Annotated in this window: 28 protein-coding genes and 1 pseudogene; 11 read left to right on the top strand and 18 right to left on the bottom strand. The window is 72.9% G+C overall.

The annotated features are described in order from the left end of the window. Positions 1–50: 50 nt before the first annotated feature. Entirely contained in the window at positions 51–899 is an 849-nt protein-coding gene (locus tag ACLJOK_RS10410) for a hypothetical protein (protein WP_410817929.1), read from the bottom strand. A 190-nt stretch (positions 900–1,089) separates the two neighbouring features. On the opposite strand from ACLJOK_RS10410, the gene ACLJOK_RS10405 reads away from it, so the two are divergent. Then, entirely contained in the window at positions 1,090–1,626 is a 537-nt protein-coding gene (locus tag ACLJOK_RS10405) for a calcium-binding protein (RefSeq protein WP_410817927.1), read from the top strand. On the opposite strand, the gene ACLJOK_RS10400 is transcribed toward ACLJOK_RS10405, so the two are convergent. From ACLJOK_RS10400 to ACLJOK_RS10390, 3 genes are all read right to left on the bottom strand, one after another. Then, positions 1,614–4,721: an AfsR/SARP family transcriptional regulator gene (locus ACLJOK_RS10400; protein ID WP_410817926.1), complete on the bottom strand. Its 3,108-nt coding sequence runs from the start codon at positions 4,719–4,721 to the stop codon at positions 1,614–1,616. The genes ACLJOK_RS10405 and ACLJOK_RS10400 overlap by 13 nt on opposite strands. Before the next feature lie 124 nt (positions 4,722–4,845). Further along, positions 4,846–6,048, bottom strand: coding sequence for a low temperature requirement protein A (locus tag ACLJOK_RS10395; protein WP_410817925.1), 1,203 nt, complete (start codon positions 6,046–6,048; stop codon positions 4,846–4,848). Continuing rightward, a complete protein-coding gene (locus tag ACLJOK_RS10390) occupies positions 6,035–6,493 on the bottom strand; it encodes a hypothetical protein (protein ID WP_410817923.1) in 459 nt (152 codons plus the stop codon). Before ACLJOK_RS10390 ends, ACLJOK_RS10395 begins: the two co-directional genes overlap by 14 nt. Positions 6,494–6,639: 146 nt before the next feature. Between ACLJOK_RS10390 and ACLJOK_RS10385 the strand changes: the two genes are divergently transcribed. Both ACLJOK_RS10385 and ACLJOK_RS10380 read left to right on the top strand, forming a co-directional pair. Beyond that, positions 6,640–8,343, top strand: a complete 1,704-nt coding sequence (locus ACLJOK_RS10385) for an acyl-CoA dehydrogenase family protein (RefSeq protein ID WP_410817921.1) — start codon at positions 6,640–6,642, stop codon at positions 8,341–8,343. Between the two features lie 31 nt (positions 8,344–8,374). Further along, positions 8,375–9,547 (top strand): PQQ-binding-like beta-propeller repeat protein, encoded by a 1,173-nt coding sequence (locus ACLJOK_RS10380; RefSeq protein ID WP_410817919.1) that lies wholly within the window; start codon positions 8,375–8,377, stop codon positions 9,545–9,547. Positions 9,548–9,554: 7 nt separating this feature from the next. Here ACLJOK_RS10380 and ACLJOK_RS10375 read toward each other — a convergent pair whose 3' ends face one another. Then, a complete protein-coding gene (locus ACLJOK_RS10375; protein WP_410817917.1) occupies positions 9,555–10,400 on the bottom strand; it encodes an LLM class flavin-dependent oxidoreductase in 846 nt (281 codons plus the stop codon). Positions 10,401–10,488: 88 nt separating this feature from the next. Here ACLJOK_RS10375 and ACLJOK_RS10370 point away from each other — a divergent pair, with 88 nt between their 5' ends. Together ACLJOK_RS10370 and ACLJOK_RS10365 are read left to right on the top strand one after the other, a co-directional pair. Further along, positions 10,489–10,860 (top strand): VOC family protein, encoded by a 372-nt coding sequence (locus ACLJOK_RS10370; RefSeq protein ID WP_410817915.1) that lies wholly within the window; start codon positions 10,489–10,491, stop codon positions 10,858–10,860. Positions 10,861–10,892: 32 nt separating this feature from the next. Then, positions 10,893–11,300: a RidA family protein gene (locus ACLJOK_RS10365; RefSeq protein WP_410817913.1), complete on the top strand. Its 408-nt coding sequence runs from the start codon at positions 10,893–10,895 to the stop codon at positions 11,298–11,300. Positions 11,301–11,329: 29 nt separating this feature from the next. Here the strand turns inward: ACLJOK_RS10365 and ACLJOK_RS10360 are convergent, their stop codons facing one another. From ACLJOK_RS10360 to ACLJOK_RS10325, 8 genes are all read right to left on the bottom strand, one after another. After that, on the bottom strand, positions 11,330–12,328 hold the full coding sequence (locus ACLJOK_RS10360) for a tyrosine-type recombinase/integrase (RefSeq protein WP_410817911.1): 999 nt from the start codon (positions 12,326–12,328) through the stop codon (positions 11,330–11,332). Positions 12,329–12,399: 71 nt separating this feature from the next. Continuing rightward, positions 12,400–12,537 carry a hypothetical protein gene (locus tag ACLJOK_RS10355; RefSeq protein WP_410817909.1) on the bottom strand — a complete coding sequence of 46 codons (138 nt, stop codon included), beginning with the start codon at positions 12,535–12,537 and terminating at the stop codon, positions 12,400–12,402. Between the two features lie 4 nt (positions 12,538–12,541). Beyond that, positions 12,542–13,036, bottom strand: a complete 495-nt coding sequence (locus ACLJOK_RS10350; protein WP_410817908.1) for a GNAT family N-acetyltransferase — start codon at positions 13,034–13,036, stop codon at positions 12,542–12,544. Between the two features lie 30 nt (positions 13,037–13,066). Continuing rightward, a complete protein-coding gene (locus ACLJOK_RS10345) occupies positions 13,067–14,752 on the bottom strand; it encodes an ABC-F family ATP-binding cassette domain-containing protein (RefSeq protein ID WP_410817907.1) in 1,686 nt (561 codons plus the stop codon). Positions 14,753–14,993: 241 nt separating this feature from the next. Beyond that, positions 14,994–15,407 (bottom strand): DUF6069 family protein, encoded by a 414-nt coding sequence (locus ACLJOK_RS10340; protein WP_410817905.1) that lies wholly within the window; start codon positions 15,405–15,407, stop codon positions 14,994–14,996. A gap of 76 nt (positions 15,408–15,483) precedes the next feature. Continuing rightward, entirely contained in the window at positions 15,484–15,960 is a 477-nt protein-coding gene (locus ACLJOK_RS10335; RefSeq protein ID WP_410817903.1) for a MarR family winged helix-turn-helix transcriptional regulator, read from the bottom strand. Positions 15,961–16,012: 52 nt separating this feature from the next. Beyond that, complete coding sequence (locus tag ACLJOK_RS10330; protein WP_410817902.1) at positions 16,013–16,528, bottom strand: DUF2087 domain-containing protein; 516 nt, start codon at positions 16,526–16,528, stop codon at positions 16,013–16,015. 74 nt (positions 16,529–16,602) lie between these two features. After that, on the bottom strand, positions 16,603–17,118 hold the full coding sequence (locus tag ACLJOK_RS10325) for a MarR family winged helix-turn-helix transcriptional regulator (RefSeq protein ID WP_410817900.1): 516 nt from the start codon (positions 17,116–17,118) through the stop codon (positions 16,603–16,605). Positions 17,119–17,186: 68 nt separating this feature from the next. Between ACLJOK_RS10325 and ACLJOK_RS10320 the strand changes: the two genes are divergently transcribed. Both ACLJOK_RS10320 and ACLJOK_RS10315 read left to right on the top strand, forming a co-directional pair. After that, the gene (locus tag ACLJOK_RS10320) at positions 17,187–18,419 is read left to right on the top strand and encodes an MFS transporter (RefSeq protein ID WP_410817899.1); all 1,233 of its coding nucleotides are present in this window, start codon (positions 17,187–17,189) and stop codon (positions 18,417–18,419) included. Between the two features lie 178 nt (positions 18,420–18,597). Continuing rightward, positions 18,598–20,082: a serine hydrolase domain-containing protein gene (locus ACLJOK_RS10315; RefSeq protein ID WP_410817897.1), complete on the top strand. Its 1,485-nt coding sequence runs from the start codon at positions 18,598–18,600 to the stop codon at positions 20,080–20,082. Positions 20,083–20,216: 134 nt separating this feature from the next. Here the strand turns inward: ACLJOK_RS10315 and ACLJOK_RS10310 are convergent, their stop codons facing one another. Both ACLJOK_RS10310 and ACLJOK_RS10305 read right to left on the bottom strand, forming a co-directional pair. Next, positions 20,217–20,408, bottom strand: coding sequence for a DUF397 domain-containing protein (locus ACLJOK_RS10310; RefSeq protein ID WP_410817896.1), 192 nt, complete (start codon positions 20,406–20,408; stop codon positions 20,217–20,219). Next, positions 20,399–20,551 (bottom strand): annotated as a pseudogene (locus ACLJOK_RS10305) (XRE family transcriptional regulator); the annotation flags it as partial. The gene ACLJOK_RS10310 and the pseudogene ACLJOK_RS10305, both read right to left, overlap by 10 nt. A gap of 88 nt (positions 20,552–20,639) precedes the next feature. Between ACLJOK_RS10305 and ACLJOK_RS10300 the strand changes: the two are divergent. The 4 genes from ACLJOK_RS10300 to ACLJOK_RS10285 all read left to right on the top strand — a co-directional run bounded on the left by ACLJOK_RS10300 (position 20,640) and on the right by ACLJOK_RS10285 (position 23,122). Further along, positions 20,640–20,771: a hypothetical protein gene (locus tag ACLJOK_RS10300; protein ID WP_410819377.1), complete on the top strand. Its 132-nt coding sequence runs from the start codon at positions 20,640–20,642 to the stop codon at positions 20,769–20,771. Further along, entirely contained in the window at positions 20,758–21,261 is a 504-nt protein-coding gene (locus tag ACLJOK_RS10295; protein ID WP_410817894.1) for a hypothetical protein, read from the top strand. The genes ACLJOK_RS10300 and ACLJOK_RS10295 overlap by 14 nt, the downstream gene beginning before the upstream one ends. 26 nt (positions 21,262–21,287) lie before the next feature. Beyond that, positions 21,288–21,653, top strand: a complete 366-nt coding sequence (locus ACLJOK_RS10290; RefSeq protein WP_410817893.1) for a hypothetical protein — start codon at positions 21,288–21,290, stop codon at positions 21,651–21,653. Between the two features lie 227 nt (positions 21,654–21,880). Continuing rightward, positions 21,881–23,122 (top strand): MFS transporter, encoded by a 1,242-nt coding sequence (locus ACLJOK_RS10285; RefSeq protein WP_410817892.1) that lies wholly within the window; start codon positions 21,881–21,883, stop codon positions 23,120–23,122. 5 nt (positions 23,123–23,127) lie between these two features. On the opposite strand, the gene ACLJOK_RS10280 is transcribed toward ACLJOK_RS10285, so the two are convergent. Genes ACLJOK_RS10280 through ACLJOK_RS10270 form a run of 3 tightly spaced genes read right to left on the bottom strand, consistent with a single transcriptional unit; the run spans position 23,128 to position 25,268 of the window. Then, the gene (locus ACLJOK_RS10280; RefSeq protein ID WP_410817890.1) at positions 23,128–23,709 is read right to left on the bottom strand and encodes a GNAT family N-acetyltransferase; all 582 of its coding nucleotides are present in this window, start codon (positions 23,707–23,709) and stop codon (positions 23,128–23,130) included. Between the two features lie 24 nt (positions 23,710–23,733). Continuing rightward, complete coding sequence (locus ACLJOK_RS10275; protein ID WP_410817889.1) at positions 23,734–24,240, bottom strand: DUF664 domain-containing protein; 507 nt, start codon at positions 24,238–24,240, stop codon at positions 23,734–23,736. Next, positions 24,237–25,268 (bottom strand): aldo/keto reductase, encoded by a 1,032-nt coding sequence (locus ACLJOK_RS10270; protein ID WP_410817887.1) that lies wholly within the window; start codon positions 25,266–25,268, stop codon positions 24,237–24,239. Before ACLJOK_RS10270 ends, ACLJOK_RS10275 begins: the two co-directional genes overlap by 4 nt. Positions 25,269–25,320: the final 52 nt, after the last annotated feature.

Below are 25,320 nucleotides of genomic sequence, written 5' to 3'. Positions count from 1 at the left end.
GGGCCGGCCGCCCCCCGTGGTGGGGACGGCCGGTCCTGTTCCGGGGTCGGTCAGCCGACGCAGATCTGCTGCGCCCTGACGCTCCACCCCGCGGCGAACGCGACGATCTCCCGTCCGGTCGACTCCGCGCTGTCCAGCGCCGCCCTGGGCAGCAGGGTCGCCACCGAACCGGCCCCGGTGAGCCCGGTCAGCACCGCACCGACCCCCGCGGTCTGCGACCCCGCCGCGCAGACCGGCGTGGTCACCGACTTTGGCGCGTTCGCGTTGAACGCGCTCGTCGCCTCGGTCAACGCCATCGCCGGCAGCGGGTTGGCGCAGAACGCCTGGGTCTGCAGGGTGAAGTTGCCCGGCGCGCCGAACACGTACGCCGTGCTCGACACCGAGCCGAGCGCCGATGTGAACGCCAACTCGTCGATCGCCACGGCGGCGTTGGCGTTGTCGATCCGGTACCCGCCGCCGAAGGTCTTCTTGCCCGCCGGGCAGACGGCGGTGATGCCCACCTTGTCGAGGGCGTTGTTCGTCGAGGTGGTGGTGACCAGTTGCAGGCCCGCCACCGCCCCGGCCGGTGCGCAGACCGCGAACGCGTCCACCGACCAGGGCACGTTCGTGGCGTTGGCCTCCACGCCCAGCACGGTCACGGTGTGCAGGGTGGCGTCGGCGTACACGCGGGTCATCAGGACGTCGCCCTGACCGTCGTTGATGCGCCCACCGGCACCGACCACCTGGTCGGCGCCGTTGCAGGAGATGGGCATCGTCTTGGCGTTCGTCGCGTCCAGGACGCTGGTGGCGGCGACCCGGTACAGGCCGACCGACGCCTGCGCCGGGGTCGCCGGTGCGAGCAGCGTCGTGGCCGCCGCCATGCCGGTCAGCACTGCCAGACCAGCCAGTTTCCGCTTCATTGGATCTTCCCTCCGCACTGCCTCGTCGACTGTCGACGACGGCTGTGGGATCAGGCTCCGCACGGTCGTCAGGAGGGCGTCAGCAGCGCGTCGTACTGACGCCACGATGACGTGTGGCTGCGACAGTGCGCGCGACGTCATCGTGGCGTCGCCGGGCTCCGGACGGGGCCCACGAACAGGAGGTTCCATCATGCGTACCCGAGCGTCGGTGGCGGCGGTAATGGCCGCCCTACTGCTCAGCGCCGGTCTGGTCGGCGGCGGCGCGGCGCACGCCGACCCGAACGCGAACCCGTGCGCCACCACCGACGGCGACCCGATCATGGGCACCGACGGCGACGACATCATCTACGGCGGTGGCGGACCCGACGAGATCTACGGGCTCGGTGGCGACGACACCATCTACGGCGGCGGTGGCGTCGACACGATCCACGGCGGCTGGGGTGACGACACCATCTACGGTGAGGGCTGCGGGGACTTCATCGCCGGCGGCGGCGGCGCCGACCTGCTCGCCGGCCTGGAAGGCAACGACGTCCTCTCCGGCGCCCACGGCGCCGACCTGCTGATCGGGGTGGCCGGCGACACCGTCACGGGTGGCACCGGCGGCGACACCCTCGACGGTGGGCCCGGGGAGGACACCTGCGCGGAGGACGACGAGGTCGACCTCGGCGCGATCTTCTACTCGTACGTGCAGACCGACGCGGGCAGCGTGAACTTCTACAGCTGCTGACCGGCCCGGCCGCGCAGCACACCCGGATCCGGGGGCGGTGCGTCGATCGCGCGCATCGCCCCGGACCACCTGTCGAACGCCCGGCGGGCCTCCCCGTGCCGGCCGGCGCCGACAAGCGTCGCGACCAGCGCGCGGTGCGCCCACTCGTCGTAGGAGTCGGCGTCGAGCAGCCGGACCAGGGTGGTGGCGGCCCGGTCGGCGTGCCCGTCGCGCCGGTACAGGCGGGCGAGTTCGCGCAGCGCCCGCAACCACACCGAGCGGGTCTGTTCGCGTAGCCCGTCGGCCCAATCTTCATACGGCTCGTCGGCGAAGGCGTCGCCCCGGTAGGCGGCGTCCACCTCGGCGAGCAGTTCGCGGGCCCGTGCCGGGTCACCGTCGCGACCGAGGCGCTCGGCCCGCGGCACGTCGGCGAGGAGGCGCTCAGCGTCGACGACCACCCGGGTCAGGTCGACGCGTACGCCGGTCAGGTCGGCGCGGACGTACCGGTCGACGGGCCACCGGCGGGGCGGGTCGAGCACCGTGCGCACGGCGGAGAGCAGCACCGACAGGCGGTGCGCGGTGCGCCTCGGCTCGTCGTCGGGCCACAACAGCTCGCACAGTTCGGCCCGCCCGATGGCACGGCCGCGTCGGGCGACGAGGATCTTCAGCAGCGTACGGGCCTGCCGGGACCGCCACGCCGGCAGCGGGACCTCCCGCCCGTCGACGATGACCTCGAACCGGCCGAGTACCCGCACCTCGACGGCGCCGCTCCCGGCGGAGGTCTCGGACAACTGCCGCCCGTCGACAGTCTCGACCCCGAGCGCCACCAACCGGTCGGCGGCCAGTTGCGCCGCCGACCGCTGTGCGCCGTCGGCGCCCGGGATGCGGCCGAGCAGAACGACGGTCTGCTGGGCGGCAGGGGTCGCGCCGGCCGCCTGCCAGATCTCTGCGGCCTCCAGCAACGCCGCGCGGCTCGCGGCCGGCTCGGCGGCGACCGCGGCGGTGAGCTCCAACGCCTCCGCCAACGCGTCGGACTGCCGGCCGGCCCGGGCCGCGCCGACCGCTTCGGCCGCCCGCCGCCGGGCCAACCCCAGATCACCCTCGGCGTACGCCACCCAGCCCGTCGCGACCAGCGCGGACGAGAGCAGGTACGCCGGTGCCAGACGGTGCGCCTCGTCGGCGGCGGCGCGGGCGGCCACGAGGTCGGCGCCCACGCCCTCGCACCGCAGACGCGCCAGGCCGACCAGCGCCGGAATGAGCACCTGGAGGTCTCCCACGTCGCGGGCCAGCTCCACCGCCTCGGCGAAGGCCGCCAACGCCTCCTCCCGCCGGTCGAGGCGGCGACTGACCTCGGCGATCCCGTAGACACCGGCCGCCGCCCGGCGCAGCCCCAACCGTTGCGAGACCGAGGTGGAGCGGCTGAAGTGCAGCGTCGCCTCCTCGTAGCGTCCGAGCCGCAGCAGCGCCTCACCGGCGTTGTGCAGCGCGGTCACCAGCACACCCGGCGGACCGGCGAGTTCCGCCGCGCGGACGGCCCGCACGGCGGTGGCAAGCGCCGACGGATAACGGGCCTCCCGCAGCAGGCAGTGCGCCTGGTTGACCAGGACCCGCGCCTGCTGGACCAGGTCGCCCGCGCGTTCCGCCGCGGCCAGGGCCTCGGCGAGGTGCCCGTCGCGGCGGGTGCCGGACGAGGTCAGTGCCGCAGCGATGTGCGCCGCCGCCAACGGGCCGTCCTCGTTGAGGTGCTGCGCGGCGGCGAGCGCCCTGGTCGCGGTGGTGGTGGCGTCCTCGACCTGGCCGAGCTGGGCGAGGGTGCTGGCGCGGCAGGCCAGCACGAGCACGTCGTCCGGGCCGGGCGGGAGGACCGTCGGCTGTGTACCGACCAGGTCGAGCAAGGCCAGGGCGCCCGCGTAGTCGGCACGCAGGTACGGCACCATCGCCGCCCGCCAGAGCAATCGTGCCGGCCAGCGACGATCCTGGTCGGCCTGCGCCAACAGCGGGGCGAAGACCCGTGCCGCCTGGGTCACCGAGCCGGACATTCGCAGCGCCTCACCGTGGATCAGCCGGATGTCGGGGCTCTGCTCGGCCTGCGGTAACGCGGTGACCAGGTCGGTGACCTCGGGCGCCCCGCCGGCGGCGAGCATCTCCCCGCCGTGGCGCGCGATCAGGTCGGCACACCTGGCGGTGTCACCCGCGTCGTGCAGGGCTCGGGCCGCCGCCAGCGGGTACGCGTTGGCGAGGTACCAGTCGGCGGCGACGTCCAGCCGACGGCGTTCTGCGGCTTCGGGCCGGCCTGGTTGCTGCGCCAACACCTCGGCGAGCACCCGGACCAGCTGCAACGTCGGCGGCGTGCGACCGGGGTGCCGGCGGGGGTGGGCGACCAGCAGCCCGGTGCGGGTCGCCCAGCGCAGCGCCTCCACGGTGCCCTCGGCCGTGGCGTGGGCGTCGACGGCCGCACACAGCGGCGCGCTGATCGGGTCGAGGTCGTGGACGCGACCGAGCAGCCGCGCCACCGGCGGTGGCAGGTCGGCGAGGACCTCGTCGCGGGCGAAGTGCCCGCCCGCGGTGCCGGGCTCGGTCAGGGCCGCGAGCAGCTCCCGCCGGCCGACGCCCTGCCGGCCGAGGGCGTCACCGGCGAGGTGCACCCACGCCGGCCAGCCGGCGGTCAGCTCGTACACCAGGTAGGCCAGGTCACTGTCGGGCACCGCGTGCTCGTCGCGCAGGATCCGGGCGACCGCGTCCCGGTTGAGGGCGAGCGTCTCCGGCCCGCGCTCGACGACGGGTACGGCACAGGCGCTCAGCGTCGCGGCGGCGAGCGGTTGCCGGGCCGCGAGCGTCACCGCCGGCTGACCCGGCAGCGCGGACAACAGGCGCACCAGGGTCAGTTGGTCGTCCTCGGCGAGCGCGGACACCTCGTCCACAGCGACCCGTTCCGGGGGCTGGGTGGTCGTCGGCGGGCCGGTGGCGTGGGCGGCCGCTTCGATCAGGTCGGTCGCCCGGTGACAGGTTGTCGGGCCGTCTCCGCCGATGGTCTCCAGGGCGGTGGTCTTGCCGTAGCCGGCGGCGGCGACCAGCACCAACCATCGCTGTGGCCAGGTCTGTTGCGCGGTCGTCATCGGGTCGCCTCCGCTCGTCCGAGCACTGCGGAAGGTCACCCGGAGGGCCGGTGACCCACGCTAACCACCCACCGGGCCGCCAGCGGTGCCGTTGTCCTAGAACCGACCCGACGCGACCGGAGGGTCAGGACGCCTGCCGGGAGTGGGCCCGTACCCGGAAACGGTCGGTCAGGATCACGGCGACCGTCACCGCCAACGCCACCGCGGCGCACACCGCGACGGGCGCCCCCAGCACCACACCGACCGGCATCAGCGCCAGCAGGACCACCACCGCCGTGACCCGGCTGATCGGTAGGGTCCGCCACAACAGCGCCTTGTAGGCGGCGTGCCCGGCCAAAAACAGCGCGGGACCACCCAGGGTGAGCAGCACGTCGACAGTGGTGGCCGGGGCGCCGGGCTCCCGCAGCAACCGCTCGTCGGCCGCCGACGTGACGACGACACCGGCGACGATCACCGGGTGCAGGAAGTTGAACGCGACTCGGCTCAACGCGCCGGTGCGCTCCCCGGCGTGGGCGATGACCTCCGTGGCGGCCGGGGCCGAGCGGGCGAAGTAGACCCACCACAGCGCCACCGAACCGCCGAACGCCAGCAGGAACGCCCCGGACGTCACCAGGTCCACGTGCGACGTGAGGGTGCTGCCGGTGACCAGGATCGACTCCCCCAGGGCGATCAGAACGAACGCCGCGCACCGCTCGGCCAGGTGCCCGCCCTCCACCATCCACCGCTCGGGTCGGCTGCGTCCCCGTCGCGGCAGCGGATAGCCGAGCGAGAGGCCGACCACCTCGATGACGATCACCGTCGCCCACAGGGCGCCCCGGGCGGCGCCGTCGGCCAGGCCACCGAGGACCACGAGCACCGACGTCCCGGCGATCCACGGCAGCGACTGCTGAAATCCGGCCACCAACCACGGACTGCCCTGTACCGCCCACAACGAGAACAGGGTGCGGCCCACCTGCACGATCACGTAGACCAGCGCGAAGAGCAGGCCGGTCGAGCCGAACGCCTGCGGGATCGCCGCCGACAACAACAGGCTGCCCAGCCCCACCCCGATCAGCATCGTGCGCACCGGCCCCTGGTCCGGTTGCAGCCAGTTGGTCAGCCAGGTGGTGTAGACCCAGACGAGCCACACCAGCGCCAGCAACAGGCCGGTACGCCCGGCGCCCCGCCAGTCCGGGTGCGCGATCAGGTAGTGCGACAACTGGGTGATGGTGAAGATGAAGACGAGGTCGAAGAAGAGTTCCGTCGAGGTGGTCGGCTGCACCCCCTCGCGTGGTCGCAGCAGCTGCGGGCGTGTCGGGGCGGCGACCGGGGGTCTAGAAGGGGTCACCGCACACCCGCCAGTGCCCGTCCTCACGGACCACCGGCAGGCGACGTTCCTCGCTGAGCCCGCCGTCGCGGGTCACCTTCACTGTCACAGTGCCGTGCGGTCGTCCGCTGCGGGTGGCGACCGACACGTCGGTGATCTCGTAGTCGGTGACCATCGGTGGTGTCCGCACCCAACTGGTGAAGCCGATCGCGCTCCACCGGCTGCGCGCGTCCTCGCAGAGCCGCTCGTACGCCCGGTCGCTGTCGCCGAGGGCCACCTCGCTGAAGAAATCGTCGGCGGTCTCCCGGATCGGGCCGGCGGCCTGCCGGACGGTCTGGAGGTTCCAGGCACCCAACCCGGCCACCCCCACGCAGCACAGCGCCACACCGAACCCGGCGAACGCCAACCCGGTGCGCATCGGGCGGTGACGCCGGGCCGGTCGGCTCCACGACTGGCCCGCACCCACGACTACCGACCGTAGAGAACACGCTCGCGCCGACGGGCGACAAGCCGGAAACTGGGTGCGCCCGATGGGCGGGTGTGCCCTGTTCGCGGCGGCCCCGCATCGTCTACGGTCGGCGCACACCCCCGAGCATTGCCAGGAGCCGATTGATGAGCCGCTTCGTGCAGCCGGTACCACCCCCCGTCGACCCGTACGCCGGCGATGGCCTGCTGCGGTCCTGGCTGGAGCGTCACCTCGGCCCGGGCGGGCACGCCGCCGCGAAGGGCCGTCTCGCGGACCTGGCCGCCGACGTCACCGGCCCGCTGCGTGCGGCGCACGCCGACGCGGAGGCGCACCCGCCGACGCTGGTCCGCTACGACCCGTGGGGTGCCCGGATCGACCGCATCGACACCTCCGCCGGTTGGCAGGCGCAACGCGCCGCCGCCGCCCGACACGCCGTGGTCGCGCTGCCCTACCTGCCGGACGCCCGGGGCACCTGGGGTGCCGCCGCGCGGGTGGTGCAACACGCCCTGCTGCACCTGTACGGGCCGGAGTCGGCGACGTTCTCCTGCCCGGTGGCGATGGCCGACGGGGCGGCGGCGCTGCTCAGCATGCCCGACGTCGACGCCACGGTCCGCGACGCGTGGCTGCCCCGGCTGGTCTCCACGGACCCGGCCACGGCGATCACCAGCGGGCAGTGGATGACCGAGTCGCAGGGTGGCTCCGATCTGGGCCGCTCCGGCACGCTCGGCCGACCCGCTGCGGACGGTTCGTGGCGGCTGACCGGGGAAAAGTGGTTTTGCTCCGCCGCCGACGCGGCGATGGCGGTGGCGCTGGCCCGGCCGGAGGGCGCCGGGCGGGGCAGCCGGGTGCTCGCCCCGTTCCTCGTTCCCCGGTACGCGGTCGACTCACCGTTGGCCGACGGCGCGGCGCCGGGCGCACCCGCACCGGGTGTCACGGTGCACCGGCTCAAGGACAAGTTGGGCACCCGGGCGCTGCCCACCGCCGAGATCGGCCTGAGCGACGCGTACGCCCTTCCGCTGGGTGACCCGGCGGTGCCCGGTCTGGTCCGGGCGATGACCCTGGTCGTGGTGACCCGGGTGCACAACGCCGCGGCGGCGGCCGGTGGGATGCGACGGGGTCTCGCCTACGCCCGCGCGTACGCCGAGGTGCGGCACGTCGCCGGCGGCCCGTTGGTGTCCTCGCCCCTGCACCGGGCCACCCTGGGCACCCTCGCGGTCGACGCGGCGGGCGCGTTCGCCCTCGCCGGGCACGCCTTCGCCCTGCTCGGGCGGGTCGAGGTCGGCGCCGACCCGGAGGCCGCGGCGGAGTTGCGCATCGTGGCGCCGTTGGCGAAGTTGGCCACCGGACGGCTCGCCGTCAGCTCCGCCAGCGAGTACGTGGAGAGCTTCGGCGGGGCCGGCTACGTGGAGGACACCGGCGTGCCCCGGCTGCTGCGCGACGCCCAGGTGCTGCCCATCTGGGAGGGCACCACCAATGTGCTGGCCCTGGACGTGCTGCGCGCGTTGACCCGGGAGGACGCCGGGGCGCCGCTGCTGAGCCGGCTGGCCGCCGCCGTCGACCTGGCGCGGCCGCTGTCGCCGGTGCTGGCCGACACCCTTGCCGCCGCCGCCGCCCAGTTGGCGGAGACCATCACCGCGGTGACCGTCGACCCGGGTGCGTCGGCGGTGCTCGCGGGCGCCCGCGGTCTGGCGTTGCGCCTGGCGTACGCGCTGACCACCGCGTTGCTCGTCGAGCACGCCGCGTGGGGGGACGAGCAGGCGGAGTTGGCCGCCCGGCTGTGGGCGCGCCGCTGGCTGCGGCACGAGGAGATCGCCGAGGACGCCCACCACCACCTCGACCTGCTCTGCTGACCGGCCGACGCGAGCGGACAGGTGGGCGCGCATGTCGGTGCTGATCGAGCTGGGTGACGACCGGGGCGCGCCCCTGGAGGGGCGCGGGCCACCGCCGCAGGTGTCCCGCCGGTGGCGGGTGGCGGCACTGGTGGCGGCCTGTGTCCTGCTTGGCGGCGCCGCGCCGGCCGCGGGCCTGACGCCGCAGGTCGGGCCCGCGGTGCCCGCCCGGGCGACAGTGCTCGGCGCGGGGCCGCTGCTGCTGGTCGTCGACCCCGACCCGAACCCGCCGACGCTGAGCGCCTACGACTCGGCTGCGCCGAACGGACCGCCGCGGTGGCGGGTCACCGTGCCGCCCGCCGCCGGGTGGTCCGCCGAGGTCGCTGGTGACCTGTTGCTGCTGGTCGAGCGCGACCAGGCGCTCGGGGCGCGGGTGACCACGGCGAGGTCGTTGCGTACCGGCCAGCCGTTGTGGCGGCGACCCGAGCGGGTGTACGCGGCCGGGAACGAGGCGGTCGCGGTGAGGGAGGTGCGCAGCGCCGCCGAACCGGGACGGCGGGTCGAGGGCACTGTGCACGGCGTCGACCCGGCCACCGGCGCGACCCGGTGGTCGGTCCCGCTGCCCTCCACGGCGGTGCTGCGGGCGCTGCCCGGCCTGCCCGGGAGGGTGCTGCTGGTGCAGGACGACGGGCTGGTCCGGCTGCTCGACGCCCGTGACGGCACCGAACGTGGGCGGGGACAGCTTCCGCCGGCCGACTACGGCCCGGACAATCCGCAGGTCGTCGGCGCGCACCTGGTGCTGCGCCACCCGAACGGCGCCGCGGTGGCGCTGACCGGCTACGACCTACCTGGGCTGGTTCCGCGCTGGCGGGCGCCGGCGCAGCCGGGTGAGTTGACGCTGCGGCCCTGCCAGGGCCTGATCTGCGGTCAGGACGAGCACGGACGCTGGGCTATCGACGCGGGCACCGGTGCGCGGGTGTGGACGTGGCCGGCCGGGGCGCGCTGGCGCACCGTGGGGGGCCCACGGGTCGCCACGGAACCTTTGGTGGTGCTGGGCATGGCGGCGGACGGCAGGCGCTCCCTCGTTGCGACGGTGGGACGCGACGGTCATCGGGTGTCCGCGGTGCTCCCGGCAGGTGTGACCGACTGCCGACGGGTCGGCGCCGGGCTGATCTGCCGCGACGGCACGGCCCGTAGGACGTTCTGGCCCCTCGACACCCCCTGACCCCGGGTCAGCGCAGAGGGCCTCGGGCAACGGCTGCCCGCATCGTCGCCGGGTCGCCGGCCGGGACGAACTCCAGCCACCAGGTGGCGCCGGCGGCGGCCAGCTCACCGAGGTAGGCCCGTTCGGTGCGCTCGTCGGAACGGCGCCGCCGGCCGCCGACCGCCACGTCGAACGGCTGACCGTCGGCGCGCGTCGATGGCAGGGCGTTCGCCAGGTCGTGTACCTCGTCGGGGGTGAAGTCGGACCACCCGTCGGTGTCGGTGAGTTTGTACGGCACGATGCCGTCGGCGCGGGCGGCCCGGCGGCGCACCGCCCCGGCCTGGGTGCTCCCGCCGACCCAGACCGGCACCCGCGGGGACTGCACCGACGCGGGCCGCAGCGACACCCCGTCGGCGCGGTAGTGGGTGCCCTGGTGGCTGACCCGCTCACCGCTGAGCAGCCCGGTCAGCAGGTCGAGACCCTCGTCGAGCATCGCGGCCCGCACGGACACCTCGGTCTGCTCACCGAAGGCGGCCAGACCCCGGTCGCCGGGGTCGCCGACACCGACGGCCACTGTGGCCCGGCCCGCGCTGAGGTGGTCGAGGGTGAGGACCTCCCGCGCCAACTTCGCCGGGCGTCGCCGGGGCAGCGCGGTGACAGTGGTGCCCAGTCGTACCCGGCCGGTGCGCCCGGCGATCGCGGCGAGGACCAGCCACGGGTCGTAGGTGAACGGCTCGTCGCCGGAATAGTGGATCAGATAGTCCTCCAGGAACACGCCGTCCCAGTCGGCGCGCTCGGCCAGCTCACCCAACTCGACCAGGGTGGACACCGCGACCGATGCCCCGCCGCAGGAAATCTCCAGACCGTGTCTCATCCGCCGACCGTAGGGCGGGGGCCCGACACTCGGCCGCGGCGAGTGTCGGAGGGCCGGAGTTGTCGGGCCTCGGCGGCATACTGCCGACGTGACAGCTTCTGCCGACCTCGCGATGGTCAACCTCGACAGTTCCGATCCCGCCGGCCACGCCGCGTTCTACCACGAGGCGCTGGGCTGGGAGGTCACCCACAGCCAACCGGAGTACGCGATGATCAGCTCCGGTGGCGTCTCCATCGGCTTCGGGCTGGTCGAGGGTTACCGACCGCCCTCCTGGCCGGACCCGGCTGGCGACCAGCGCTACCACCTGGATCTCTACGTCGACGACCTGGCGACGGCGGAGGAGAAGTTCGTCGCCGCGGGCGCGTCGAAGCCGGCCTTCCAGCCCGGTGGTGAGCGGTGGGTGGTGTTTCTCGACCCGATCGGGCAGCCGTTCTGCATCTGCCCCCGCCCGCAGAGCTGAGACGGCCCGGCGCAACGACAAAAGGAGTCAGCATGGCCATCACTCTCGTCAATCCGGACGGGCTACCGAAGCCGGACGTCTACCGTCAGTTGTCGATCGCAACCGGGTCCAAGCTGGTCTTCCTCGCCGGTCAGGTGGCCCGCGACGCCGAAGGGCGCAAAGTCGGCGACGGAGACCTCGCCGCCCAGGTCGAGCAGAGCTATCTCAACATTGGCACCGCCCTGGCCGAGATCGGTGGGTCCTTCGGCGACGTGGCGAAACTGACCATCTACGTCGTCGACTGGTCGCCCGACAAGATGCCCCTGTTGGGCGAAGGCGTCGCCCGGGCGGGTGCGAAGCTGGGAGTTGACCTGGTCAAGCCCATCACGCTGCTGGGTGTCAGTGCCCTGGGCGAGCCTGACCTCCTCGTCGAGGTCGAAGCCACTGCGGTCCTCGACTGATCGACAACCCGGTGTCGGGTCTGTAGCACTCAGCCGCGGCGACGTGACCGGGCCGCCCACACCGCGTAGGCCGGGTCGCGGTCGAGGTTGTGCCGGTCCCGGTCGTAGCGGCGGGTGGTGCGCGGGTCGGCGTGCCCCATGGCGTCCTGCACGTCCTCCAACGGCACGCCCTCCGAGCGGGCCGTGGTGGCGAAGGCGTGCCGCAGCGAGTGTGGGGACAGCTTCGCCCAGGCCGGTATGCCGGCGGCGCGGGCCAGCCGACGGACCATCCGGAACACCGAGTGCCGGTCCAGTCGGGCACCGCTGGCGGTGACCAGCAAGGGGCCGGTGAGCTGCGGCACCGGCACGCCGGTGGCGGCGGCCCGCTGGGCCAGGTAGGCGTCCAGGGCGTGCCCGGTGCCGGGGGTGAGGGCGCGGCGACGTTGTTTGCCGCCCTTGCCGACGAAGCGCACGCTGCGGTGACCGCGTTCGGTGCCGAGGTCGGTCAGGTCCAGCGAGATCAGCTCCCCGACCCGCAGACCCAGGTCGGCGAGGAGCGCGAGCGCCGCCCGGTTGCGTACGGCGGTCGCGCCGGTGTCCGCGTCGGCGGCGCTGAGCAGGGCGTCCACTTCCTCGGGGGTAAGCCCGACGGTGGCGGAGTGGTCCCGGTCGACGCGGGGGCGGTCGGCGCCGGAGACCGGGTTGGCCGGCACTGCGCCCAGTTTGACCAGGAAGTCGTACCAACTGGACAGCGCCGAGAGTCGGCGTGCGACGGTCGCCGGGGTCAGTGGGCGGCCGCTGCGCGCGCCGACGCTGCTCTCCAGCGCGCGGGCGTACTCGTTGACGTGCAGGAACGTGGCCCGCAGCGGGTCCAGGTCACGCCCGGCGCACCAGTTGAGCCAGCCGGTGACGTCACGTCGGTAGGCGTCGCGAGTGTGCTCGGACAGCCGCCGGTTACGCAGCCACGCCTCGGTGACCTCGACCGGCCCGCTCGGCAGCGCCGGTGGCGCGGACGGGCGGGCGAGCACCGGAGCGTCGGAGAACACCATGTGAAAAAGGCTCTCAGCCTCGGGTGGGATCGGCGTGCAGGCGCGCCGATCCCATCCGTCACCGTGTCGGATCAGGCGTTGATCTCTCGGCGGGCGGCGCCGTTGGCCTGGATGGTCACCCGGCGGGGCTTGGCGCGCTCGGCGACCGAACTGCTCGGCGAGCCGGTCGATCTCGCGGAACGGGTCGGTACGCATCGCGCCGACGTCAACTGCTCAGGACAGCCGCTTTTCAAACCAGTGTTCGGCGTAGGGGCCCTGCGAGTACGCCGGGATCTCGGCGTAGCCGTGCCGGGCGTACAGGGCGCGGGCCTCGACCAGGTCGTGCCGGGTGTCGAGCCGGATCCGGTCCGCCCCGGCCGCGCGCGCCCGCTCCTCGACGGCGGCCAGCAGCGCGGCGCCCCCACCGGCGCCGCGATGCTCGGAGCGGATGAACACCCGGGTCAGCTCGGCCCAGCCCGGGTGCCAGCGCAGCCCTGCGCAGCCGGCCAGGTCGGGGCCGCGATGGGTGAGCAGGAGCAGCCCGCTCGGCGCGGCCAGGTCGTCGCTGGGCAACTCGGCCAGGGCCGCGTCGACCTCGCCGGGCAGGGCCGGGCGACGGTGATAGCGAACCACCATCTCGGTCATGTACTCACGCAGCAGCAGCACCGCGTCGGGGTGGTCGGGCCGGCTGGTGTTGGTCGTCCAGGCGGACCGGGCGGTAATGGTCACCTGTTGATCATCACCGCCCGGTCAACGGTTTTATCCGGTCGCCCGGGTGCGCGTACCCGGTGTCGCCGGCTCGCCGATGCGCAGCAGCGGCCAGCCGGCCAGGTCCCGCAGCAACTGCCGGTCGTGGGTGGCGACGACGACGGCGGCGCTCGTCGCGCGGATCGCGGCGGTCAGCTCGTCAGCGAGGGTCGACGACAGGTGGTTGGTCGGCTCGTCGAGGAGGATCAGTGTGGGCCGCCCGGCCAGCGCCAGCGCCAGGTCGAGGCGGCGCTGCTGCCCCTGCGACATCCGCCCGACGGGCGTACGCGTCGCGGCGGAGTCCAGCAGCCCGAGCGATCCGAGCGACACGGCCTCGGCGGCGGGCAGCATCCCACGCGACACCAGTCGTCCCACCTGCCGGGCGTACACCTCGTCGGCGGTGAGGTCGGGGGCCTGCCCGGCGGTCTCCTGGGTGAGCCGGGCGACCCGGGCCTCCCTCGCCGTCCAGGCGTATCCGTCGGTGGGTTCGAGCGCCCCGGCGAGCACCGCGAGCAGTGTGGACTTCCCGGCGCCGTTGGGCCCGGTGACGAGCAGCCGCTCACCGCCGTCGATGGTGAGGTCGACCGGGCCGGCGAGCCGCCCGTCGACGGCGACGCCCTGCGCCCGTACCTGCGGCGCGCCCTGCCGCACGCCGAAGTCCGGCACCCGCAGCGTCGGCGGTGGTTTCGGTACGTCGATCCGGTGTGCCTGGAGCGCGTCCTGCTGCCGATTCAGGGCCTGCACGACGCCCGGCGCGCGGGACTGGCGTTGGTGCTTGCCGGTCCCCTTGTCGGGCCGCCAGCCGGTGGAGAGCCGGTCGCGGGCCTTCGACACCGCGTCCTGGAGTCGTCGACGCTCGGCCTGCTGCTGCTCGTACTCCTGCTCCCAGTGCTCCCGCTCACGTCGCCGGGCGTCCTGCCAGGCGTCATAACCACCGGCGTAGAGCCGTGCCTTCGCGTCGTGGGTGGGGTCGAGGTCGAGGAACCGGTCCGCGACGTCACGCAACAGCGCCCTGTCGTGGCTGACGATCGCGAGACCGCCGTCGTGCTCACGGAGCCGGCGGGTCAGGAAGTCCAGGCCGTCGGCGTCGAGGTGGTTGGTCGGTTCGTCGAGCAGCAGCACGTCGTGGCGCGCGCCGAGCAGGCATGCCAGCCGCACCCGGTAGCGCTGCCCCACCGACAGTGTCGCCAGGGGACGGTCGCGGTCGGTGCAGGCGTCGAGGGCCTCCAGCGCCACGTCGACGCGGCGCTCGGCGTCCCACGCGTCGAGCCGGGTAGCCGCGTCGAGCGCGGCGGCGTAGCGGTCCTCGGCGCTCCGATCGCCAGCGGCCAGCGCGAGGGTCGCCTCGTCCAGCGCGGCGAGGGCGGCGAGCGACGCGGCCAGCGCCTCGGACGTGAGGGTGCCGACCGTCTCGCCGTCGCGGGCGGGCAGCTCCTGGCGGGCCAGACCGATCGTGCCGGCCCGCTGCACGGTGCCGTCGTCCGGCGTGATCAGCCCGGCGAGGACGTGCAGCAGTGTCGTCTTGCCGCGGCCGTTCTCGCCGACGACGGCCACCCGCGACCGGGCGGAGACGGTGATCGAGACGTCGGTCAGGACGCGACGGGACCCGCGGGTCACTGTGACGTCGGTGGCGCGCACGTGTGCGCTTCCGGCCTCGACGGGCCGGGACGTGGTTTCGGGGTTCGGGGTGAGGTTCAACGGTGCTCCGCAGCTCGCGATGGAGCCGGGCAGCAGCTGACGGCCGCCCGGCGGGAACCGGGACGGCGAGCGCGAATTCAGCAGAGGAAGGGCGCCGCCGTCAGCGGGCGGAGCGAACCTTCTGCGACCAGATACCTCGTGCCATGACGGCGATGTTAGCAACCTCGGCGCATCAACTCCCGAGGATTTCGCCCACCCCGTGGTCAGCGCGACACGAGGTGGGCGGGAAAATGTCAGCCGCTTATCGGCGGGGGCGGGGCAGCAGGGCGATCAACGCGACAGCCACTGCCACGTGCGTCGCGCCGAGGGCCAGCTTGGCGCCGCCGGTGGCCTCGACGCTGAGCACCGGGACGAAGGACAGCACCGTCACGACGATGGCCAGCGAGATCCAGACCGGTCGGGCGACCCGGCTGGCGAACCGCTCCAGCAGCGCCAGAGCCGCCCAGCCGAGCAGGGCGGCTCCCAGGGCGATCATGACGATCGCGCCGGCCCCGATCACAGTGGCGGGCTGGCCCGGGCTCTCGACCGTGTAGTCGACTCCGGCCAGCGCGCCGATCACCCAGATGGCCAGGGGTGCCGCGACGGCGGCGGCGACGCCGAGGGCGCGGCGGCGCAGTGGTGAGAGGGCGGGGGTCGTGACGGTCGCAGCACTCATGACGGCTCCTCGTTCAGGGGAAACGAACGAGTACGACCGTAACAGATAGTCTTGTTCGGAACTATCTTTCTCGGAACTAACAGCCGGAGCGGGCCCCCGGCGCGTACGGGGAGGTGTTGGCCAGTGGTCCGCCCACCAGCCCCAGGAGAGCCCGCAGGAACACCTCCCGGTCCTGCTCGGGCAGGGTGGCCAGCAGGTCCTCCTGGATGCGCCGGACCACCTGCTGCGCTTGCCGCAGCACCTGCTCCCCCGCAGGAGTCACAGCGACCATCCGGGCCCGTCGGTCCGTCGGCACCGGGCGGCGCTCGGCCAGCCCGGCCCGCTCCAGCTGGTCGAGCGTCACGACCATCGTGGTCTTGTCCACGCCGCACCGCTCGCCGATCTCCCGCTGGGTCAGCTCACCGGTGTGGGCCTGCGCCAGCACGTAGTGCGCCCGCGGCGAGATGCCCAGCTCGGCCAGCCCGGCGGCGTGCTCGGTCTGCAACGCGTGACTCGCCCAGGAGAGCAGGAACAACAGGTCCGGCGGGCCATCGGAGGGCGTGCAGGAGGTCATGCGCCGAGGCTAGCAAGATCCTCCGCAACGAGACGGTTCGCGCGACCGACGATCAGAGCCGCTGGTAGATGCCGTGCTCGCGGGTGAGCAACTGCTCGTCGATCAGATACCGGCGCAGCGTCGCGTGATCCGACCCTCCTGCGGCGCACCACGGCTTGAGCGCGTCGTCGACGGCCCGCTCCGGATAACGGGTGCCCGGCGCGAACGACTGCTCGGCGATGTGCGCGAGCAGGACCCGCCGCCGGCCCCGCTGCGCCGGCAGGCCCACCAGGGCGCCCGCGCGCAGGAAGGTCCGCAGCACCGGGTCGAGACCGGGTTCGGCGTCGTCGGCCGGGCGGCTGTCACGCGCGGTGGCCCGCAGCGACGCCTCGTCGGCCGCGAGCGCGCCGTCCGCGCCGGTGACGAGGCCCGCGTCGTGGAGCCGGCGGACCCCGGTGAGCACCCCCCGCGCCGGCAGGCCGGTCCGCTCGGCGACCTCGGTCGCGCTTGTCGCACCCAGCACGATCGCCGCGAAGATCCGTCGCCGTCCGTCGTCGGCCAGGGCCCCGGCCAGCGCATGCGTAGTCACGCCGGTCACCCTCGCATCAGCGGTACGCGGACCGCCAGGCGATTTCCAGCCCGCCCAGTCGGTCGGCAGTCCGCTCAGTCGGCCTGCGGCGCGCTCCGCGGCTGCTCGGCGACGAGCAGCACCCGGCGTAGCAGGTCGGAGAGGTGTCGCCGCTCGGTCGTGGTGAGCGCACCGAGCAGGCGGTGCTCCTCGGCGCCCTGGACCTCCATCGCCCCGCGCCACGCGGCCTGACCCGCCTCGGTGAGTTCCACGTCGACGCGTCGACGGTCGACTGTCGACGGAATCCGGCGGACGAAGCCCCGCCGCAGCAGCGCGTCCACCCGCGCGGTGATCGAGGCGGGGGCCATCGTGAGGTCCGCGGCGAGGTCGGAGGGTGCGGCCCGGCCACCGCGACCGGCCAGGGCGTGCAGGGTGTCGTACTCGTGGGCCGGCAGGTCGAGGTCGACCAGGACCCGCTCCTTGACGGCCCGCAGATGCCGGGTCAGTCGGATCATCCTGGTCACCGCCCCCTCGACGTCTGCGTCGAGGTCGGGCACCACGGGCAGCCAGCGCTCGATGTGCCGGTCGACGGCGTCCGGAGTGGTGGTCACCGTGCCAGCTTACCTCAGCACCGAAATATTCATTGCCGAAATATTCGACGTCGAAGTATGTTGTGGTCATGGCTCACCCACTGCGCGACCACTCCTTCCGACTGCTGTTCCTGGGCCGCACCATCTCCGCCCTCGGCGACGCGGTGGTGCCCGCCGCACTGGCGCTGGCGGTGCTGCGGGCCACCGGCTCCACCGGCGCGCTGGCCGTCGTCCTCGCCGCGGCGGTCGTCCCCCGGCTGGTCCTGCTGCCGTTCGGCGGTGTGGTGGCCGACCGGTTCGACGCCCGCCGGGTCGCCCTCCTGGCCGACCTGGTCCGCTGCGCGACGCAGCTCGCGGTCGGCGTGGAGTTGCTCGGCGGCGACCCGTCACTGACCACAGTGGTGGTGGCGTCCGCACTCGGCGGCACCGCCTCGGCGTTCGCCATTCCGACCGCGTCCCCGCTGGTCGCCGGCACCATCGAACCGGCCAACCGGCAGCGGGCCAACGCCCTGATGGGGATCACCGCCAACACCAGCCGCCTCGCCGGTCCCGCGCTGGCCGGCGCGCTGATCTGGGCCGCCGGGCCGGGCTGGGCGTTCATTCTGGACGGCGCGTCGTTCGCGCTCAGCGCCGCGCTGCTCGCGCTGGTGCGGGTCCGCCACGTGCCGGTGCCCCGCCGTTCCGTCCTCGCCGACCTGCGACACGGCTTCGGCGAGGTACGCGCGCGCGACTGGTTTTGGACCAGCCTGCTCGGGCACGGCGTGTGGAACGGCGCCGCCGCCGTGCTGATGACCCTCGGGCCGGCCGTCGCCATCGACCGCCTGGGCGGCGAGACGACCTGGGTGCTGCTGTTGCAGGCCGGCGCGATCGGGATGCTCACCGGATCGCTGCTGGCCGGCCGGATCCGGCTGCACCGGCCGGTGCTGCTGGCCAACCTTGGGCTGGCCTGCTACGCCGCGCCGCTGTTCCTGCTCGCCGTCGCCGCGCCCGCCCCCGCGGTGATCGCCGCCTACGCGGTGGCGCTGACCGCCCTCGGCTACCTCAACCCGGTGTGGGAGACCGTCGTGCAGCACCACTTCCCGCCGGAGGTCCTGGCCCGGGTCACCTCGTACGACTGGCTGGTGTCGCTGGGCGCCATGCCGCTGGGCTACGCGCTGGCGCCGTTGGCCGCCGACGCGTTCGGCGCACCCGTGCCGCTGGCCGTCGCCGGCCTGCTGGTACTCGCCTCCTGCGCGGGCACCGCGCTCGTTCCCGGCGTACGCCGTCTCACCTGGCCGGCGACCCCGCAACCGCAACCGGCCGACCCCGCCGCCGTCCGTTGATCAGGACACGGACGCCGGTGGTGGAAGCCGCCGCCACGTCCGGTCGCACCTGACGAAGGTCGGGGGTGGTGCCTGTCGTTCGGGTCCTGTGTGGGAGGAGCCGGAATTCCTAACCTGGCGGGCGTCAACGAGATGATCGGGGTACGACGTGCGGCAGGTCAGAGTGTGGTGGCGTGTTGTGGTGGTTGCGGCGACGGTGGGGCTGGTCGCGCTCGCCGCGCCCGGCCCAGCGTTCGCGAGCGACGAGCTGGATCTGGCGGCGGTCGAGCGGTTGGTGACCGACTTCGCCGACCAGGGGGGTTATCCAGGCATCGCGGTCACGATCACCAAGGGCGATCAGGTGGTTCACGTCGGCGGGTACGGCCGCGATTCGTCCGGTGCGGCGGTGACCGCGACGACGCCGATGCCGGCGGCGTCGGTCAGCAAGTCGTTCACCGCGCTCGCGGTGATGCAGTTGGTGGAGGCCGGGAAGGTGACGTTGGACGCCCCGGTGCGTGACTACCTACCCGACTTTCGGATCGCCGCTGCCCAGGGGGCGCGAATCACCGTCCGGCAGTTGTTGAACCAGACCTCCGGAATCTCCGACCGGACGCTTCCCGAGAAGAGCCTGCCGCAGCCGGACTCGCTGGCGGATGCCGTCGTGCGGGCCCGCGCCGCGACGCTCGCCGTCGAACCTGGCACCAAGCACATTTATACGAACACGAACTATCACCTCGCCGCACGGCTGGTCGAGGTCGTCGCGGGTGAGCCGTTCGCGCAGTACCTGCGACGTCAGGTGTTGGAACCGCTCGGCATGCGGGCGAGCACCACGATCGACCTGACCCCTCGCGATCTGCCCGACGATGTGCGTGCGGGGCACATCTACGCATACGGGGCGGCGATTCCCGTCAGCGAGCCGAAGCGGTTCGTCGAGGGCTCCGACGGCATCATCACCACGGCCCAGGACATGGCGCAGTGGCTGATCGTCCAGAACAACGCGGGCCAGGCCGCCAACGGCACGCGCCTGGTCTCGGCCGCGAGTATCGCGGCAATGCACACCTCGTCGGACCCACGCTGGACCTACGGGATGGGCTGGAACACCGATCAGGAAGGTCGGGTCCGCCACAACGGTGTGTGGTTCACCTACACCTCCAGCCAGCTCCTGCTCCCGTCCGGCTACGGCATCGCGGTCATCGGCAACAGCGGCATCGGCATCGGCAACGAGGGAACCGATCAACTGGCAAACGGGCTGGCCAGCCTCGTGGAAGGCGCCACACCGTCCGATGGCACCCCGATACGACTGGTCATCGACCTGACGCTTGCCGGGCTGACCCTGTTGAGCCTGTTCCTCGGCGTCCGTAACCTGCGGCGCTCGCAAGCGTGGGCGACGCAGCAGGCCACCCGGCCCGCATGGCGAGCAGCGGTGCGACTCCTGCCCCGACTCGTACCTCTTGCCCTGTTGGTGGCGCTGCCCGATCTGATCGGCCTCCTCTACGGAGGCGGGCGTGACATCAGTTATGTCCAACTCGGCTACTTCTCGGTGGCGTGGGTGACCTGGACGGCGGTCGCCGCGGCGATGAACCTCGGCGTGCTCGGTGCCCGCACCGTCGCCCTGCTACGACTGCGCCGGCCGACCGGCACGACCCCGGTCCGCGAAGCGTCCGCCCAACTCGTCGCCGGATAGCCCCGGCGACCCTCGACGAGAAACGGCGGTGCGGGTGGTTTCCTCAATCACCCGCCCGCCGTGGGCGCTCGTCATACCCGGCCCACGACAAAGGCTCCCGGCGTCAGCCGGGAGCCTTTGTACGCAGTGGTCGGTCAGTCGGTGTCGCGGGCCATCGCGACGAAGCCACGCCACGACTGCGGGCTGAACGTCAGCGTGCCGCCGTCGCGGTCCTTCGTGTCACGGACCAGGACCACGCCCGGAAGGTTGTCGGCAACCTCGACGCAGTCACCGCCGTTGCCGCCGCTCTTCGTGCTCTTCCGCCACCGCGCGCCGGTCATGTCCATGATGCTGCCGCTTCTCTGAGAAGGTCCAACGAACGCCCTCGGGGCAGGGCCTCGCCGCGAATACGCTCCCACCGTCGTTCCAGGCTAACAAGATCCGACGTTTGATCGAGGATCTGCGCCCGTGCCGCGCTGTCGACGTGCGCGCTGACCGCGACGTCCGATGTCCTCGTCGGCTGCGCCATCTCGGACTCCCCCACCGGCTGCGCGCCCTGGGAGTCCCTGAGCGCGCAATTGACCTCCTCGCTGCGGTTCGGCGCGGCCTGGGGTTGGCTCGTCGCGCTGCCCGTGCTGCTGGCCCGTCGGCTCCTCGACACCGACACGTCCACCGATACGCAGGAGACTCCGGTCCATGAGCCCGCGTGACAAGCGCCCACGTCGCCGTAAGGCGGCCCCCGCGCCGGCAACCGTCGCCTGGTGGAAACGCCCCGTCACCTGGCTGCTGACGATCGTGGTCGGTGCCGGCGCCGCCTGGCTCGGCGCCGTCGTTCTCGGCGCGATCAACCAGTGGAAGCCCGCGAACGAGCTGGCCGAGCAGCTGGCCGGGCGGGGGCCTGTCGTCGTCCTGGACCTGAAGCACGTTCCCTACCCGCAGGAGGGTGCGCTCGACTACGTCTACCCCGCCGGCGCCGACCTGGCACGCCTGGACGCCAAGCGGCCGGACGATCCGACCGTCGAGGCCGGCGCTGTCGACATCGAACGGAGCACCTGGGAGATCACCCTCGTCGGCACCCGAGACGAGGCCGCCGAGACTGTCGACCTCCGGCCCGTTCTCGTCGAGCCCTGCCGCCCCCGCTCACCGGGATCCGGGAGCCCAACCGCTCCCAGGGCGCCTCCCAGAAGGTCGTCCTCGTGACACATGTGGATCGACCAAATCCCCGCATGCTCGTCGACGACCCGGATGGCGAGGACGCCGGTGCCCCGTTCTTCTCCACCCACAAGATCACCCCGCCCAAGGGTGAGAAGAACGTCATCCAGGTACGAGCGCTCAGCGCGAAGCAGCACTGCCGATGGCGACTGGAGCTGGACTACCTCGCCGACGGACGACGCCAGACAATGATGATCTCGGCACCCGGCGACAAACCGTTCGAGGTAACCGGGCGCGCCGACGACTCGGCCTACGCCGGGGTCTACCTCAACCCGATCGACGGTTGTCGGGCCAAGGACGGCACGAAGACCGACCGGCTGCGCATCACCGGCGCCGAGTACGCGCAGATGATGCGCGACGGGCGTACCTGCCCCTACTGACAGCCGGCCGACCACCAGCTGCGACCCCCACCCCGGACCACCGGCGCGAGCCGCAGCTCCCCGACAACCGTAAATACCGCGCTCACCGACGCTTCGATGGCTACCTTCACCCACAGGCTGGTTAACCCGTCCCGGGTATCGGCAGCACGACGCCGCACCGCAGCCCTCAGCGACAGGGGAAGTTCGAGATGTCCGGCGCAGCCACCGCCACGGCAGACGCTGCGCCGTTGCGTCCCACCCAGCTGCTTCGCCGCAACAGGCCATTTCGAGCCCTCTTCTCGGCGAGGCTCGTCTCGTACGCGGGCGATTCACTCAGCCTCGTCGCGCTGATCTTCCACGTCGCCGAGACGACGGGTAAGGGACTGGCAGTCGCGCTGCTGCTCCTTGTCGGAGATTTCGCCCCATCCCTGTTGGGTCCCTTCACCGGCGCCCTCGCTGATCGGCTCAATCTCCGACGGTTGATGGTCGTCTGCGAACTCATCCAAGCTGTGGTCCTGCTGGTCATCGTGCTGACAATGCCCTCGCTGCCGATGCTGCTGGCTCTCGTCGCGGTTCGGGCCACAGCGTCGCAGCTCTTCCAACCGGCGTCCCGGGCGGCGGTGCCGGCACTGGTCGGTGACCGTGACCTGGAGACCGCCAACTCCACCCTCGGGTTCGGCTCCAATGCCGCAGAGGCGGTCGGTCCCCTGCTCGCCGCGGCCCTGTTCCCGTTGGTCGGCTTGCGTGGTGTGCTGCTCGTCGACGCCGTGTCGTTCCTGGTGTCGGCCGTGCTGCTCGCGACGCTCCCCTCACTTCCGGCGGCAACCGGCGACGGGCGCCAGCCGTCCCTGCTGCGACAGGCCAGAGCGGGCATCGGTTATCTGTTGAGTGTTCCGACGGTGCGGGTGATCTTCCTTGGCTTCACTGCGGTGGTCGCCTTCAACGGGGTCGACGACGTGGCCCTGGTGCTGCTGGCCCAGGAGACCTTCCACGTCGGTGAATCCGCTGTCGGGCTGCTGCTGGGGGCGGTCGGTGTCGGACTGGTGGCCGGTTACGCCATGTTGTCCAGGTGGGGCACCCGGGCGTCGATGCCGCTGCTGCTGATCGCGGGCTTCGCCGTCAGCAGTGTCGGCAACCTGCTGACCGGGCTCGCCTGGGCCGTCGCCGCCGCGATCGGCCTGCAAGCCGTCCGTGGGTTCGGGTTGGCGGCCATGGACGTGGCCTCCAGCACGCTGCTGCAACGCACGGTGCCAGCGGGCATGCTCGGCAGGGTCTTCGGCAATCTGTACGGCGCGATCGGGGTCGCCGCCGCGACGTCCTACCTCGCCGGCGGTGTCCTGCTGGACGCCACCTCCGCCCCGGTGACCCTGATGGTCGCGGGCGTCGGCGGCCTGGTGGCCACCGGCGTCGTCGCGCTGCGACTGCCACGGGCGATGCGACGCGCCGACGCCGACGGCGCGACGCCGACACCATCCGGGCCGCCCATCTGATCGGATCAGGCGTCGGTGCGTAGCCGTGCGTGCAGGTGCATGTCGTGCCAGCCGTCGGCGTGGCGAACCGACCCCCGGAGCACACCCTCCACCGGAAAGCCGGCCCGCGTGGCCACCCGGCACGACGCCGCATTGACCGTCGAGTGCTCCAGGGCCAGTCGGTGCAGACCGGCCCGCGTGAAACTCCACCGGGTCAGTGCCCCCAGCGCCTCGGTGGCGATGCCCCGACCACGCGCGGCGGGCAACAACCAGTACGACAGCTGCGCCGACGCCTCGGTCAACAGCACACCACGCAACCCGATCTGACCGACGGTCCGGTCGTCGGCGTCGGCGACGGCCCAACTGGCGGCCGTCTCGTCGTGCCAACGGCGGGCCCACTGCGCCGTCCACGCCAGCGCCTCATCGCCACTGTCGAGACGGCGCACGTGCCATCGCTGGATCGCCGGACAGTCGAAGGCGGCCCGGACGGCCGGGGCGTCGTCGTCGCGCCACGGCCGCAGGGCCAACCCTGGGCGTACCGGAAGGTGGGGTTGCTCCTGGGCGGCGAGGCTCCCGGCGGGCAGGGCTGGTGCGACGAGCAGCGGCATCAGCCCATTATCGAGCCGGCGGCCTCACTCTCCGGTCGGGCCGCCCGCGAGTTCGGCGACCACGTCCAGGTGACCCAGGTGGCGGGCATACTCCTGCACCAGGTGGAACAGCACCCGCTCCAGCGACGCCGGGTCCGCGCCTCTCCAGCGCGGGCCCGGCGCACCGATATCGGCCAGGTCGTGCGCCGTCACCACCGCCGTGGTGTGCGCGCCCTGCGCCCGCAGCGCCGCCACCAGATCCGCGCGGGTCTCGTCGGGGCCGACGTACCAGCGGTCGTCGCGGCGGTCGCCCCACGGCTCGGCGACGTCCCGGCCCTGGAAACCCCACTCGATCCAGCGCAGCTCGACGTGGCGCAGGTGTGTGAGCAGTTCCAGTGGGGTCCACCCGGACGGCAGCCGGCTGCGCCGCAGCTCCGGCTCGGCCAGCGCGGACACCTTGTCCACCACGGACTCCCGGAAGTAGTCCAGGTAGCGCAGGAAGACCTCGGTGCGGCTGCCGGCCGGGTTGGTGGGCTCGGGGAACGCGGTCATGACCCGGTCGGCAGGTCACGGGCGCGCTGGCGCACACCCGCGCCGCCGTACGGGTAGTCGCCCACCAGCGGGGCGCTCGCCTCGTCCAGCAACCGCATCTGCTCGGCGTCAAGGACCAGGTCGGCGGCGGTCAGGTTGTCGTCGAGCTGCTCGGTGGTTCGCGCGCCGAGGATCACCGAGGTGACCGCCGGTCGGGCCGCCAGCCAGGCCAGCGACACCGCCGACATGGACACGCCCCGGTCCTCGGCGATCTGGCGGACCGCGTCGAGCACCCGCCAGGTGCGTTCCTCGGCGTTGCGACCCGCGTACGCCTCGACGCCGCGCTGCGGGTTCTCGCCGAGCCGCGTCGCGCCGGTTGGCGTGCTGTCGCGCTGGTACTTGCCGGTCAGCCACCCGCCGCCCAGCGGTGACCACGGCAGGATGCCGATGCCCTCGTTCTCGCAGACCGGCACCAACTCGAACTCGATCTCCCGGGCCAGCAGGTTGTACTGCGGTTGCAGGGTCACGATCGGGGTGAGGTTGAGGTGCTGGGTGAGCAGGGCGGCCTTCTGCAACTGCCAGCCGGTGAAGTTGCTGACCCCCGCGTAGCGGATCTTGCCGGCGCTGACCGCGTCGTCGAAGAACCGCAGCGTCTCCGGCAGCGGGGTCAGCGGATCCCAGGCGTGCGCCTGGTACAGGTCGACGGCCTCGACGCCCAGTCGGCGCAGGCTGGCGTCCAGGGCGCGGGTGAGGTGCACCCGGGACAGGCCGGCGTCGTTGGCCCCAGGAGCCATCGGGAACCGCCCCTTGGTGGCGATCACCAGGCGGTCACGCACGGCGGGTCGGCTGCGCAACCAGCGACCGATGATGTCCTCCGAGATGCCGGTGGAGTAGACGTCAGCGGTGTCGATGAAGGTGCCACCGGCCTCGACGAACCGGTCCAGTTGGGCGAAGCTGCCGGCCTCGTCGGTCTCCGCGCCGAAGGTCATCGTGCCCAGACACAGGGTCGACACCACGGTTCCGGTGCTGCCCAGAGTGCGATAGCGCATATCGTCCTTTCGGTCCGAGTGACTAAGCCGATCTTCGCACCCGTCCCGACCA

Source organism: Micromonospora sp. 050-3, assembly GCF_046549335.1.
Lineage (GTDB): Bacteria > Actinomycetota > Actinomycetes > Mycobacteriales > Micromonosporaceae > Micromonospora > Micromonospora trifolii.
The sequence above is the reverse complement of the archived record's forward strand: the minus strand, read 5'-3'. Positions and strand labels throughout refer to the sequence as shown.